The 13199-nt window shown below is 64.2% G+C and carries 12 protein-coding genes; 11 read left to right on the top strand and 1 reads right to left on the bottom strand.

What is annotated here, in order from left to right; translation table 11 throughout:
• Window positions 1–130: 130 nt before the first annotated feature.
• The 7 genes from rlmB to alr all read left to right on the top strand — a co-directional run bounded on the left by rlmB (window position 131) and on the right by alr (window position 5848).
• The gene (rlmB, locus tag QZY06_RS18010) at window positions 131–895 is read left to right on the top strand and encodes a 23S rRNA (guanosine(2251)-2'-O)-methyltransferase RlmB (protein WP_295686625.1); all 765 of its coding nucleotides are present in this window, start codon (window positions 131–133) and stop codon (window positions 893–895) included.
• On the top strand, window positions 895–1848 hold the full coding sequence (locus tag QZY06_RS18005; RefSeq protein ID WP_295686621.1) for a hypothetical protein: 954 nt from the start codon (window positions 895–897) through the stop codon (window positions 1846–1848). Before rlmB ends, QZY06_RS18005 begins: the two co-directional genes overlap by 1 nt.
• A gap of 184 nt (window positions 1849–2032) precedes the next feature.
• Window positions 2033–2452: a 30S ribosomal protein S6 gene (gene rpsF / locus QZY06_RS18000; protein WP_028475078.1), complete on the top strand. Its 420-nt coding sequence runs from the start codon at window positions 2033–2035 to the stop codon at window positions 2450–2452.
• A gap of 3 nt (window positions 2453–2455) precedes the next feature.
• Complete coding sequence (gene rpsR, locus QZY06_RS17995; protein WP_022976074.1) at window positions 2456–2683, top strand: 30S ribosomal protein S18; 228 nt, start codon at window positions 2456–2458, stop codon at window positions 2681–2683.
• Between the two features lie 12 nt (window positions 2684–2695).
• The gene (rplI, locus tag QZY06_RS17990; protein ID WP_295686616.1) at window positions 2696–3148 is read left to right on the top strand and encodes a 50S ribosomal protein L9; all 453 of its coding nucleotides are present in this window, start codon (window positions 2696–2698) and stop codon (window positions 3146–3148) included.
• A 218-nt stretch (window positions 3149–3366) separates the two neighbouring features.
• Complete coding sequence (gene dnaB / locus QZY06_RS17985; protein ID WP_028475079.1) at window positions 3367–4716, top strand: replicative DNA helicase; 1350 nt, start codon at window positions 3367–3369, stop codon at window positions 4714–4716.
• Window positions 4717–4765: 49 nt separating this feature from the next.
• Window positions 4766–5848: an alanine racemase gene (alr, locus tag QZY06_RS17980; protein ID WP_295686613.1), complete on the top strand. Its 1083-nt coding sequence runs from the start codon at window positions 4766–4768 to the stop codon at window positions 5846–5848.
• Window positions 5849–5865: 17 nt separating this feature from the next.
• Here the strand turns inward: alr and panE are convergent, their stop codons facing one another.
• Window positions 5866–6819: a 2-dehydropantoate 2-reductase gene (gene panE / locus QZY06_RS17975; RefSeq protein ID WP_295686610.1), complete on the bottom strand. Its 954-nt coding sequence runs from the start codon at window positions 6817–6819 to the stop codon at window positions 5866–5868.
• A 292-nt stretch (window positions 6820–7111) separates the two neighbouring features.
• On the opposite strand from panE, the gene imuA reads away from it, so the two are divergent.
• From imuA to lexA, 4 genes are all read left to right on the top strand, one after another.
• Window positions 7112–7747, top strand: a complete 636-nt coding sequence (imuA, locus tag QZY06_RS17970; protein ID WP_295686606.1) for a translesion DNA synthesis-associated protein ImuA — start codon at window positions 7112–7114, stop codon at window positions 7745–7747.
• A 5-nt stretch (window positions 7748–7752) separates the two neighbouring features.
• Window positions 7753–9192 (top strand): DNA polymerase Y family protein, encoded by a 1440-nt coding sequence (locus QZY06_RS17965; RefSeq protein WP_295686604.1) that lies wholly within the window; start codon window positions 7753–7755, stop codon window positions 9190–9192.
• A 27-nt stretch (window positions 9193–9219) separates the two neighbouring features.
• A complete protein-coding gene (locus tag QZY06_RS17960) occupies window positions 9220–12297 on the top strand; it encodes an error-prone DNA polymerase (protein ID WP_295686602.1) in 3078 nt (1025 codons plus the stop codon).
• Between the two features lie 181 nt (window positions 12298–12478).
• A complete protein-coding gene (lexA, locus tag QZY06_RS17955) occupies window positions 12479–13066 on the top strand; it encodes a transcriptional repressor LexA (RefSeq protein ID WP_295686601.1) in 588 nt (195 codons plus the stop codon).
• Window positions 13067–13199 lie beyond the last annotated feature (133 nt).

Genomic DNA, 13199 nt, shown 5'->3' with positions numbered 1-13199 from the left:
GGCGTGATCCTGCTGGCCGCTGGCTACTTCGCACCGTTGCCGGCCGCAAGGTCTGAACCGGGCAAGCCTGCGTAGCGACGGGCCAGCGACTAAACTGCGCGCCGTTCAGGCATCCAACCGGCAGCAGACCATGGCAGAGACTTACATCGGCGGCTTCCACGCCGTCATCGCGGCGATCGAGGACGGCGAAAGCAAGCCGCGCGAAATCCTGCTCGCCGAAACCCGCCGCGACGCGCGCGCCGAAAAGCTGTTGGATCTGGCCGCCAAGCGCAACATCACCGTCCGCAAGGTTGCTCGCGATGTGCTCGATATCCGCGCGCCGGGCCTTCGCCATCAGGGCGTGCTGGCGGCGATCAATGCTGCCGATCTCGGCGGTGAAGAACTGATCGATCTGCCGGCAACGCCGGAGCGCCTGATCCTGGCGCTCGATGGCGTGCAGGACCCGCACAACCTCGGTGCCTGCCTGCGCACCTCGGAAGCCACCGGTGTCGATGCGGTGATCATTCCGAAGGATCGCGCCGTCGGCGTCACGCCGGCCGTGCGTTCGGCTGCTGCCGGTTCCGCCGAACGGGTGCCGGTAGTGCCGGTGACCAATCTGGTTCGCAAGCTGGAGCAGCTGAAGCAACTCGGCTACTGGGTCGTCGGCCTGGCCGGCGAGGGCGATGAATCCCTGTTCGATGTCGATCTGACCGGGCCGCTGGTACTGGTCATGGGCGGCGAGTCCGAAGGCCTGCGCCGGCTGACCCGTGAGTGCTGCGACCGCGTGGTGCGGATTCCGATGAAGGGCGAGCGGATCGAAAGCCTCAACGTGTCGGTGGCCGCCGCGGTCTGCTTGTACGAGGCTTATCGCCAGCGCAATCACAAGCCGGCCAAGGCTGCCGCGCGCAAGAAATGATGGGGCGCTCGCGCCTGCTGCTGTCGGTGCTCGCGGTGCTGGTCGTCGTGCTGCTGGCGCAATGGTGGTGGGGTCAGGACCAAGCGCCTGAAACGGCGCCGGACGCAGTGATCAGCGAGTCGCCGCCGGTCGCTGTCGAAGTATTGCCAGCGCCACCGGCAGCGTCGTCGGTCGCCCGGCAGACAGTCGAGCGCGCAGTCGTCGATTCCGGCATCACCATCCGCCTGATCCGCCGAGCAAGACTTTCGCCACCTGAAGGCCGGCTCGCCGATGGCTACGCAAAGCTGCTGCCCGAAGCGCAGAGCGGCAATCGTCTGTCGCAGTACCGGCTTGGCAGCCTGCTGTTCGAGTGCCGCGAAGTTCCGGCCGACAGCGCCGCGCTGGAGCGGGAAGTCGAAGCCTTCTATCAGACTCGTCGGCACGGACGCTGGACCGTCGACGCACCGAAGGCCGAGGAAGCCACGCTGCGTCATCTCTACGCCGAGTGCGACGGCATTCCGGCCGAGGCGCGCACCGGCTTTCGCGACTGGATCAAGCAGGCCGCCGATGCCGGGATCATCGAAGCCCAGCTGAATCTGCCTCTGAAGCTGCCGCCGGACGATTACTGCCAGTTCCTGGCCGAGTGCTCGGCCGATCAGCGGGCTCGCCAGGAAGCGCTGCAGGCGGAAGCCATCGATTACACGACGCGTGCTCGCGAAGCCGGATCGGTGGCAGCGCTGTGGACCTTTGCCGCCTGGTACTCCGGCGGCGAAGTGCTGCCGCAGAACGACATCGAAGCCTATGCGCACTTCCGGGCACTCGATCAGGTCAATGCCGCGAGCCAGCAGCCGCAGCGTTTCGGCAAGCTGCTGGCCGGCATGAAGAAGAAGCTGCGCGCGGTCGATATCGACGCCGGCGAGGCGAGGGCGCGCGAGCTGCTGTCGAATCCGAACTGCTGCGTGATCACGCCCTAGCAGGCTCCGGCTTGCCCGGAACGGCCTGAAAACGTACACTCCGCGACCTTTCCGGCCAGACCATTGTTGGGTCGTTGTTGGTTCAACCGGAAAACCTTGTCCCACCGCCCGTTGCGACTGTCGTTATTTGCGGGGGACTGCCCGGGCTGGCTTCGCTGCCAGCCTGCATCCACAAGGAGCATCCATGCGTCATTACGAAGTTGTTGTCATGGTCCATCCGGACCAGAGCGATCAGGTTCCGGCCATGATCGAACGCTACAAGAACATGGTCGAGTCCGACGGCGGCGCTGTGCACCGCATGGAAGACTGGGGCCGCCGCCAGCTCGCCTATCCGGTCGCCAAGCTGCACAAGGCGCACTACGTTCTGATGAACGTCGAGTGCTCCGACGCCGTGCTGAAGGAGCTGGAAAGCGCCTTCCGCTTCAACGACGCCGTGATCCGCAAGCTGGTCATCCGCATGGACAAGGCTGAGACCGAGCAGTCGCCGCTGTTCAAGGTTCCGGAAGAAGACAAGAAGCCGGAATACAAGCGCAATGCCGAGGGCGAGGCCGCTGCTGCAGACGCCGCCGATGCCGCTGCCACCACGACCGAAGAGGCCGTCTAAGCCATGTCACGTTTTTTCCGCAAGAAGAAGAGCTGCAAGTTCACTGCCGAAGGCACCATCCGGATCGACTACAAGGATCTGGCGACGCTGAAGCAGTACGTCTCCGAGAACGGCAAGATCGTTCCGAGCCGCATCACCGGCACCAAGGCGCGCTACCAGCGCCAGCTCGGTTCGGCGATCAAGAACGCGCGCTACCTCGCGCTGCTGCCGTACACCGACGCCCACGAGTAAGGAGAAGAATCCATGGAACTGATCCTGCTCGAAAAAGTGACCAACCTCGGCGACCTCGGTGATGTCGTCAAGGTCAAGTCCGGCTACGGCCGCAACTACCTGCTGCCGTCCGGCAAGGCGCTGACCGCCACCGCCGGCAACAAGGAAGTGTTCGAAGTCCGCAAGGCCGAACTGATGAAGAAGTACGCCGAGACGCTGGCTGCCGCGAAGATGCGTGCGGCTGCCCTCGCCGGCAAGCACGTCACCATCAAGGCGCTGGCGGCTGAAGAAGGCAAGCTGTACGGCTCGGTCGGCCCGGCGGAAATCGCCCGTGCCACCACCGGCACTGCGTTCGTGCTCGAAAAGAGCGAGATCGATCTGCCGGAAGGCCCGATCCGCGTCGTCGGCACCTACACCGTTGCCGTGCGTCTGCACTCGGAAGTCGAAACCACGCTGATCGTGGTGATCGAAGAAACCAAGGGCTAAAGCCTTTCGTTTCGTGGCAACGATCGGCCCGCCTCGCGCGGGCCGATTCGTTTCTGACGCTGGCGGCCAGTCATGCACGAAGTGATGCACAAATTGTCCACAGCTTGTTCCGTGGCAGGCGCAAGCCTGAACGCGCAAGCTTGATGATCCACCGAGAACCGACCATGGCCACGCCTTTCCCGAACGCATCCCCTGGCAGCGCCCAGCCCGGCGCGCGGCTGGCCGCCAGTCCCAAGCATCCGCCGTATTCGTTGGAAGCCGAGCAGTCGGTACTCGGCGGTCTGCTGCTGAACAACCGCGCCTGGTACGAGCTGGTCGATCAGGTTGCCGAAGAGGATTTCTACACTCAGGACCACCGGCAGATATTCAAGGCGATCGGCGAACTGCTGAACGCCGGCCGGCCTTGCGATTTCGTCACGCTGTCCGAGCATCTGCGTCATCAGGGCAAGCTCGAGGATGCTGGCGGCATCAGCTATCTCGGCACCCTGGCGGCCGATACGCCGTCGGCCGCCAATATCAAGGCCTATGCGGAGATCGTTCGCGAGCGTTCGGTGCTGCGCTCGCTGATCGCCGCCGGTCAGGACATCGCCGAACTCGGCTACCAGCCCGAGGGCCGCACGCCGGGCATGCTGATCGACGTCGCCGAAAAGCAGGTGTTCGCGATCCGCGCGCGCGGCTCCAAGGCGGCCAGCCAGGCCAAGGACATGCCGATGCTGATGGACGCGATCGAGGATCGCCTCGAGCGTCTGCGCAATAACCCGTCCAGCCTCGCCGGCACGCCGACCGGTTTCACCGAGCTCGACAAGCTGACCCAGGGCATGCACCCGGGCGATCTGATCATCGTCGGTGGCCGTCCCGGCATGGGCAAGACCAGCTTCGCGATGAACATCGCCGAGCATGTGGCGATCGAGAACAAGCTGGCGACCGCTGTGTTTTCGATGGAGATGTCCGCTGAACAGCTGGCCCTGCGCGTGCTGTCCTCGTTCGGCCGCATCGATCAGCAGGCGCTGCGCAGCGGCCAGATGGAAGACCACGACTGGAGCCGTCTGGTTTCGGCCAGCGGCCTGCTCCGCGAAGCGCCGTTGTTCATCGACGAAACCGGTTCGCTGTCGCCGCAGGAACTCGCCGGCCGCGCCCGGCGCATGGCCGCCAAGCATCCGCTGTCGCTGATCGTGGTCGATTACATCCAGCTGATGCAGGTGCCGTCGAACCGCGAGAATCGCACCAACGAGATCTCGGAAATCTCCCGCTCGCTGAAGGCGCTGGCCAAGGAACTGAAGGTGCCGATCATCGCGCTGTCGCAGCTGTCGCGCAGCCTCGAAGCGCGTCAGGACAAGCGGCCGATCATGTCCGATCTTCGCGAATCCGGCTCGATCGAACAGGACGCCGACATGGTGCTGTTCGTCTACCGCGACGATTACCACAACAAGGAATCGCCGAATCAGGGCACCGCCGAAATCATCATCGCCAAACAGCGTTCCGGCCCCACCGGCAAGGTCAAGACCGCGTTCCTCGGCAAGTACACGCGCTTCGACAATCTGGCGCCGGAGTATATGTACGGCGGTTGATGCGGTCGCTGCTCAGGCAACCAACAAGGGCAACTGGAAACTGCTGCACATGCCTCTCCCTCGCGTCACTGCAACGGTCGATCTATCGGCCGTTCGCCACAACCTGCAACGCGTGCGCGAGTTCGCGCCGCAATCGAAAGTGATGGCCGCGATCAAGGCCGATGCCTATGGCCATGGCGCCGTGCCGGTGGCGCGTGCGCTGGCCGAGGCCGGCGTCGATGCCTTTGCCGTCGCCTGTCTCGAAGAAGCGGTGACTCTGCGCGATGCCGGCATCGCCACCCGCATCGCCCTGCTTGAAGGCGTGCTGTCCGCCGAGGAAGCCGAGGAAGCAGCGCAACTGGAGCTGGAGATCGTCATCCACGATCGCTGGCAGCTGGAACTGCTGGCTTCGCTGCCGCCGAGGACCCCGCTCAGCGTCTGGTTCAAGCTCGACAGCGGCATGCACCGGCTCGGCTTTCCGCTCAGCGAAGCGCCGGCGCTGCAGGCTGCGTTGCTGGCCCGGCAGAACTGGTGCCTGCAAGGCTGGATCACCCATCTGGCCTGCGCCGATGATCGCGACAGCGTGATGACTTCCGCCCAGATCACCGCGTTCGATGCTGCGATGGCGGACATTCCCGGGCCGCGCTCGATCGCCAATTCCGCCGGCCTGATCGCCTGGCCGCAGGCGCGGGTTGACTGGGTGCGGCCGGGCCTGATGCTCTACGGCGCCAGCCCGATGCCGGGCACGGTCGGCAGCGATCTGGGTCTGAAACCAGCGATGACGGTGGCCAGCCGTTTGATCGCCGTCCATGAAGTGCCAGCCGGCGATACGGTCGGTTACGGCGGCACCTATATCTGCCCAGAAGCGATGCGGGTCGGCGTCGTCGCGGTCGGCTATGCCGATGGTGTGCACCGCATCCTGCCGACCGGCGCGCCGGTGCTGATCCAAGAGCAGCGCGTGCCGATCATCGGCCGGGTGTCGATGGACATGATCACCGTTGATCTGCGCAGCTTGCCGCAGGCGGCGGTCGGCGATGCCGTGACCTTGTGGGGGCCAGGTCTGCCGGCCGAGGAAGTCGCGACTTGGGCCGGCACCTTGTCCTACGAGCTGTTCTGCGGCCTGACCAACCGCGTGCATTACCGCTACGTCTAGCTTGCTGGCCGGATCGTTCAGGCCTTCTGCCGCACCGGCTTCTTCAGCGTCGCCTCGTGAATCTTCAGGCTGGCGTGCGCGGCCCGGAGCAAGGGCGCCGCGATGCCATGCTTCGCACCGCGTGCGATCAGGTCGCCGAGGATGTGATCGGCCTCGACCTTGCCGCCTTGTTCGAGGTCGCGAAGCATCGATGCTTTCGCCCGCGAACCGGGTTCGGTCAGGATCGCCCGCGTGCCGTCGAGCACATGCTGACGCGGTGCGTAGCCGTGAGCGGCGGCGATTGCCGCGCATTCGTCGATGGTGTCCAGCATCAGGGCTCGGCCTTCCGGCGCCACGACGATCTGGCCGACATTGGCGTGCATCAGACAGGTCATGCCGGCGAGGCTGGCCAGCATCACCCACTTCTCCCAGACCGCCTGCTGAATGCTGAAGCTGGCGCGGCCATCGAACTTGCAGCCCTCCATCAGTGCTTCAATCGCTTCGATGCGCGGCGTGCGGCGATCATCGATCTCACCGAAACGCAGCGCGTGCATCTCCGACATGTGCTCGATTGCGCCATCGCTGTCGAGCCGCACGGCAATCGAACACAGCCCACGCAGCACCCGGTCGGCGCCGAAACGCTCATCGAGCAACTCGAAATGGCGCAGGCCGTTGAGCAGCGGCAGCACCGCCGTTTTCGGACCGACAGCCGGCGCAATCGCGGTCATCGCCGCTTCAAGGTCATAGGCCTTGCAGGCAAGGATCACCAGATCGAAGGTTTCGTGAATGTGGCCGCTGATCAGCACCCGCGGCTTCAGGCGCAGATCGCCCTGCGGGCTGCGTACCACCAGACCGTTGCCACGCAGTTGGGCGGCGCGGTGTTCACGCACCAGAAAGCTGACATCGCGTCCCGCTTCCAGCATCCGTCCGCCGAAATAGCCACCGGTGGCGCCGGCGCCGAGCATCAGCACTTTCATGTTCTTGAGGGTCATTCCTGAGAGGTGTTCTGGGTGTTTCGTCGTCGATGACGAATTCAAAATCTTGTTCAGCAGGATGATCGCTCAATGTGACCGCTTTCGTCTTCGCCATGCGCTTCAAGAGCCATCAAGGAGCGATCGGCGAGACGCCGAACGGCAGGTGCGGAATCGCCTCGAAAACTGTATAAATATACATATACCGTTGCCTTTGGCAGATTCCGATGTTCTCCCATACAGAAATTTCATTCATTGAAATCAATCGTTTGAATGCTTTTCTGCAGACGTCTGACGTCTGCCGGAGTGTTTCATGACGGCCCCGGCACCGTCCTTGAGCGAAGTGCTGGCGCGGCCCGATGTCTGGCGCGGCAGCGACTTCGCCCGGGTCACCGCCGAACCCAGCGGCCATGCCGAACTCGATCGTCGGTTGCCGGGCGGCGGCTGGCCGGTGGGCGCGCTGACCGAGCTGTTTCCGGAAACCCAGGGCATCGGCGAAATGCAGCTGGTGCTGCCCTGGATCGCTCGGTTGACCCAGGCCGGCGGCCGCGTGGCGATGGTCGATCCGCCGCATCTGCCGTTCGCACCGGCACTGGCCCAGGCCGGCATCGTGCTCAGCCGCCTGCTGTTGGTGCGGCCGCAGTCCGAAGATGGCGGCCTGTGGGCGACCGAGCAGATCCTCCGCGCCGGTTCCTGCGGCGCGGTGCTGGCCTGGCCGGGGCGGCTCGGCGCGGTCGAGTTGAAACGCTTTCAGCTCGCCGCCGAAACCGGCAAGACCACCGCCTTGCTGTTCCGCGAGCCGCGCGCAGCGGCAGAATTTTCGCCGGCCGCACTGAGGCTGAAGCTCACTGCGCGGCCGGGTGGCCTGCGCATCGACATTTTCAAATGTCGCGGTGGTACGCCGACAGCGGTTGAGGTGCTGCTGCCGGCCCTGGCTGCGAACGGCTGATCGCCATGCTCTGGCTTGGCCTGCATCTGCCGCAGTTTTCGCTGGAAGCGCTCGGTGACGCATCTGCCTCTCAGGTCGTCACCGGGCGTCGGGGCGCTCGCCGCTGGGTGATCGCCGGGGCAGCTGATCGCATCGCGCCGGGCACTGACTGGGGCACCGTGCAGGTGTTGCATCCGGACCTCCGCGCCGCCGAGCGCAAGCCGCGCGCCGAGCGCGAAACGATGCAGTCGCTGGTCGCCTGGGCCTGGCGTTATGGCTCCGAACTGGTCTGGGAAATCACCGAAAGCGAACTCGATTTCGGGTTGCCCTGTGCGCTGCTGTGGGTCGAGATCGGCGCCAGCCTGAAGCTGTATGGCGGACTGGCAGCGCTGCTCGCGCATTTCGATGCTGGCTTTGCCGAGACCGGCCATGTCGGCAGCCGCGCCGTGGCACCGACCCTGGAAGCAGCAGCGCTATTCGCCCGCATTGGGCTGACTGAGCCGGTGATCGAACGCGAGCAACTGCCAGCCGCACTCGACGCACTGCCGCTGGCCTCGCTGATGCTGACACCGCGCACCTCGGAAGCGCTGAAAGCAATCGGTCTGAGCCGGATCGGCGAGTTGCTGGCGCTGCCGGCCGCTGCGCTCGGCAAGCGTCATGGCGCGCAACTGGTCACCTTCCTGGATCGCCTGCTCGGCCGCCGGCCGGATGTGCGGCCACGCTGGCGGCCACCGGCGAAATTCCAGCGTCGGATCGATCTGCTGGGAGAGGTCGAATACACGGAAGGTCTGCTGTTTCCGTTGCAGCGAATGACCCGCGAACTCGGAAATTTCCTCAAGGCCCGCGATACCGGTTTGCAGGTGTTTCGATTGACCCTGGTCCACGGCCGAGCCAGTGGTGGCCGGCCACAGGCCGACACCGTGCTCGATCTGCGGCTGGCGACTTCGGCGCGCGATCCTGAACGGCTGCTGCGCGTGCTGCGCGAACAATTGAGCCGCACGCCGTTGCCGGCGCCGGTACGCAGCCTGCGACTCAACGCCGAGCAGTTCATCGAACCGGCGACCGGCCAGCGCGATCTGTTCGATGCCACGCGCGGCGATGACGAGGCCTGGAGCCAATTGGTCGAGAAACTGGTCGCGCGTCTCGGTGCCGAAGCGGTGACTTCGCTCGGTCTGATCGCCGATCACCGGCCGGAACGTTCCTGGCGCACGCGTGCCTGTGACGCACCGCTTGCGGAAGTTGCACGGGTGACGGCACCACCAAGACCGATCTGGCTGATCGATCCGCCGAAGCCCTTGTCGACGACCCCGAAAGCGCTCGCCGCGGCCGAGCGGCTCGAAGGCGGCTGGTGGGACGGCGGCGATGTTCTGCGCGACTACTACCACGCCGATCTGCATGGCGGCCGTTTCTGGGTGTTCCAGGATCGCCTGACCAGCGCCTGGTTTCTGCAGGGCATTTGGGCCTGATTGGGGCCTGATCGGACAAGTTGCGACATGGACTACGCCGAACTGCATTGCATCTCGCACTACAGCTTTCTGCGCGGCGCTTCGTCACCGGATCAGCTGGTCGAGGCTGCTAAGGCGCAGGGCTACACGGCGCTGGCGATCACCGACGAATGCTCGATGGCCGGCATGGTTCGCGCTTACGTCGCGGCGAAGAAGCATGACTTCAAGCTGATCGTCGGCAGCGAGTTCCAGCTTGATGACGGCCTGCGCTTCGTGCTGCTCGCGCCTTGCCATCACGCCTACAGCGAAATCTGCCGATTGATTACTACCGGTCGTCGCGCAGCGGACAAGGGCGACTACTTCCTGACGCGCGACGATCTGCACGATCTCGATCAGGTGCTCGCGCTGTGGCTGCCGCCGGATGACGATGCCATCGCCGAAGCACAGGGCGCTTTCATCGCCACCACTTTCGGCGCGCGCGCCTGGATCGCCGTCGAACTGCATCGCTATGGCGACGATCGCGCGCAACTGAACCGCTTGCTGAGCCTCGGCCGTCATCTCGGTTTGCGCTGTACAGCGGCCGGTGACGTCCACATGCATATCCGCAAAGCTCGTGAACTGCAGGACACGATGACCGCGATCCGTCACGGCCTGGCTTTGGAAGACTGCGGTGTGCGGCTGTTCCCGAACGGTGAGCGGCATCTGCGGCCGATCGCTGAACTGCAGCAGCTGTATCCGGACGCCTTGCTGGCCGAGGCCACCGTGATCGCAGAGCGCTGCAGCTTCACGATGGCCGGGCTGAATTACGAATACCCGCACGAGCTGGTACCAGAGGGCCACACACGCAGTAGTTGGTTGCGTGTGCTGACCGAACAGGGCTTGCGTGATCGCTGGCCAGAAGGAGAGCCGGCCTCGGTGCGCAAGACCATCGAGATGGAGTTGGAACTGATCATCGAGCTTCGTTACGAAGCTTTTTTCCTGACCGTGCACGACATCGTCCGCTGGGCGCGTGCGCAGACGCCGGAAATCCTCTGCCAAGGTCGCGGGTCGGCGGCCAATTCCGCGGTCTGCTACGCGCTCGGTATCACTTCGGTGAACCCCGCCGAGCAGCGCCTGTTGTTCGGGCGCTTTCTGTCCAGGGAGCGCAACGAGCCACCGGACATCGATGTCGATTTCGAGCATCAGCGCCGCGAACTGGTGATGCAGTACATCTACAACAAATACGGCCGCGAACGGGCCGCGCTGGCGGCGACGGTGATCCGCTATCGCCGCAAGTCGGCGATTCGCGATTGTGGCCGCGCACTTGGCATCGGCGCTGATGAGATCGATCGCCTGTCAGGTTCGCTGGCCTGGTGGGACGAACCCGAAACCTTGCCAGATCGCCTGCGCGAGCAGGGTTTCGATCCCGACACGCCGGTGGTCGCGCGCTGGTTGAGGCTGGTGAAAGCGCTGGTCGGCACGCCGCGCCATCTGTCGCAACACGTCGGCGGCTTCGTCATTTCCGAGCATCCGCTGCACGAACTGGTGCCGGTCGAGAATGCAGCGATGCCGGACCGCACGATCATCCAGTGGGAGAAGGACGATCTCGAAGCATTGGGACTGCTGAAGGTCGATTGCCTGGCGCTTGGCATGCTCAGCGCGATCCGGCGCATGTTCGAGTTCATCGAACAGCAGACCGGCGCGCGGCATTCGATCGCCAGCATTCCGCGCAATGATGAAAAGACCTACGCGATGATTCAGCGTGCCGATACCGTCGGCGTGTTCCAGATCGAATCACGGGCGCAGATGAGCATGCTGCCGCGGCTGCAGCCGAAGGATTTCTACGATCTGGTCATCCAGATCGCGATCGTCCGGCCGGGGCCGATCCAGGGCGGCATGGTGCATCCCTACCTGAAGCGGCGGAACAAGCTGGAACCGGCCATTTATCCGAGCAAAGCGCTCGAAGAGGTTTTGAGTCGGACCCTGGGCGTGCCGTTGTTCCAGGAGCAGGTCATCGAGATCGCAGTGGTTGCCGCCGATTTCTCTCAGGGCGAAGCCGATCAGCTGCGTCGTTCGATGGCCGCCTGGGGCAAGGACGGCAGCTTGATGCCGTTGCGTCAACGTCTGCTCGATGGCATGAAGAAAAACAACTACGAAGAAGCCTTCGCCGAACAGATCTTCGAGATGATCAAGGGCTTCGGCAGCTACGGTTTTCCGGAGTCGCATTCGGCCAGCTTTGCGCTGCTGGCCTACGTGTCGTCCTGGATCAAGCGCCATCATCCGGCGGCGTTCTTCGCCGGGCTGATCAACAGTCAGCCGATGGGCTTCTACGGGCCGGCACAGCTGATCCGTGAAGCGAAGCGGGCAGGGGTGGAAGTGCGGCCGGTCGATGTCAGGAACAGCGACTGGGACTGCACGGCACCCAAGGCGTGCGATGGCAAGCCGGCGATCCGGCTCGGTCTGCGTCTGGTCGATGGTCTGAACGAGGAGGTGGCGAAGGCCATCGTTGCCGCGCGGCTGCAATCGCCCTTCATCGATATCGGGGATCTGGTGCGCCGTGCCCCGCTCGATGCTGCCAATCGCCGCATGCTGGCCAAGGCCGATGCACTGCGCAGTTTGGGCGGCCATCGTCATGCCGTGCACTGGCAGGTGCAGGGCATCGAAGACCTGCCTGTAATGCTGGCGGGTCATGCGTCGCTGGAAAGCGATGTCGCTCTGAGAACGCCGCACGAAGCGGAAGAAGTGCTGGCTGACTACCAGAGCACCGGCCTGACTTTGCGACGCCATCCTTTAGCCCTGCTGCGGCCCAGGTTGGCGAAACTCGGTGTGCGGACCTCGGCCGACATGACGACGCTGGTACACCGGCAGGGCGTGCGAATCGCCGGCCTGGTGTTGAATCGTCAGCGGCCGCAGACCGCCAAAGGCGTGATGTTCATGACCCTGGAAGACGAGACCGGCTGCCACAACCTCGTGATCTGGAAAAAAAGTTTCGATGCCCAGCGCGCCGTGGTGCTCGGCAGCCGCTTGTTGATCGTCTTCGGCGAACTGCAGAAGGTCGATGGCGTCACGCACGTCATCGCCAAACGCTTCCGCGATGTCAGCGACTGGATTGCCGACATGCCGGTTGCATCGCGCAACTTCCACTGATGGCGCGTTGAGCGCGTAGCAAAACGGTCGCCCACAAAAAAGCGCCGATGAACGGCGCTCATATGAATTCGTAAAGCGCCGACGAACTACGCTGATATGAATTAGTAAAGCGCCGACGAACGGCGCTTTACAGGCCCAGGCGATGACTTGTATAAATATACATATCAAGGACGCCGCAGCAATGACCGATCTTACTTCAAGACAGACCCAGGTACTCGACTTCATTCGCCAGCACATCGCCGATAACGGTGGTGCGCCGACGCGGGCTGAAATCGCCGCTGCTTTCGGCCTGCGCTCTGCGAACTCAGCTGAACAGTATCTGCGCACCTTGGCCGAAAAAGGCCATCTGGAAGTGACTGGCCAGGCGCGCGGCATTCGCCTCGCGGCTCAGCATCGCGAACGCCGGGTCGAGATGCTGAAAATTCCGGTCGTCGGCCGCGTCGCAGCGGGTCTGCCGATCCTCGCAGTCGAGAACCTCGACGACCATCGCGATCTGGCTGCGAACCTGTTCGAGCCGGCGCCAGATTTCTTGCTGCGCATCAAGGGTCACTCGATGCGCGACGCCGGAATTCTCGACGGCGATCTGCTGGCCGTGAAGCGCGCCCAGAACGCCATGAACGGCCAGATCGTCGTCGCTCGTATCGGCGATGAAGCAACGGTCAAGCGCTTCCGGCGTGATGGTCACATCGTCAGCCTGACGATTGAGCACGCTCAGCAGGCGGCCGGGATGGAGGAGTTCTCGTACCAGCGAGTCTCTGCCCCAGTCTGAGCGTAGCGCTCGATTCCAGGGTGCGGGGGTGGCGCAGGCGCCCGCTCAGCAGAGACGCGCCTGCTCGGCCGCAAGCGGCTCGGCAAGCCGATCCAGCGCCAGGCTCAAGAGCCGGTCGTCGAACAGGCGCAGC

The sequence above is a fragment of the uncultured Nevskia sp. genome, assembly GCF_903885465.1.
Taxonomy (GTDB): Bacteria; Pseudomonadota; Gammaproteobacteria; order Nevskiales; family Nevskiaceae; genus Nevskia.
Note: the sequence above shows the minus strand (reverse complement) of the source record. Positions and strands in the feature narration are given on the sequence as shown.

What these genes read in the sequence shown, in the direction of transcription:
- panE (WP_295686610.1), bottom strand. Translation starts at nt 6,819, where the DNA reads ATGACCCTCAAGAACATGAAAGTGCTGATGCTCGGCGCCGGCGCCACC.
- rplI (WP_295686616.1), top strand. Translation starts at nt 2,696, where the DNA reads ATGGAACTGATCCTGCTCGAAAAAGTGACCAACCTCGGCGACCTCGGT.
- lexA (WP_295686601.1), top strand. Translation starts at nt 12,479, where the DNA reads ATGACCGATCTTACTTCAAGACAGACCCAGGTACTCGACTTCATTCGC.
- rpsF (WP_028475078.1), top strand. Translation starts at nt 2,033, where the DNA reads ATGCGTCATTACGAAGTTGTTGTCATGGTCCATCCGGACCAGAGCGAT.
- rlmB (WP_295686625.1), top strand. Translation starts at nt 131, where the DNA reads ATGGCAGAGACTTACATCGGCGGCTTCCACGCCGTCATCGCGGCGATC.
- alr (WP_295686613.1), top strand. Translation starts at nt 4,766, where the DNA reads ATGCCTCTCCCTCGCGTCACTGCAACGGTCGATCTATCGGCCGTTCGC.
- rpsR (WP_022976074.1), top strand. Translation starts at nt 2,456, where the DNA reads ATGTCACGTTTTTTCCGCAAGAAGAAGAGCTGCAAGTTCACTGCCGAA.
- QZY06_RS17965 (WP_295686604.1), top strand. Translation starts at nt 7,753, where the DNA reads ATGCTCTGGCTTGGCCTGCATCTGCCGCAGTTTTCGCTGGAAGCGCTC.
- imuA (WP_295686606.1), top strand. Translation starts at nt 7,112, where the DNA reads ATGACGGCCCCGGCACCGTCCTTGAGCGAAGTGCTGGCGCGGCCCGAT.
- QZY06_RS18005 (WP_295686621.1), top strand. Translation starts at nt 895, where the DNA reads ATGGGGCGCTCGCGCCTGCTGCTGTCGGTGCTCGCGGTGCTGGTCGTC.
- QZY06_RS17960 (WP_295686602.1), top strand. Translation starts at nt 9,220, where the DNA reads ATGGACTACGCCGAACTGCATTGCATCTCGCACTACAGCTTTCTGCGC.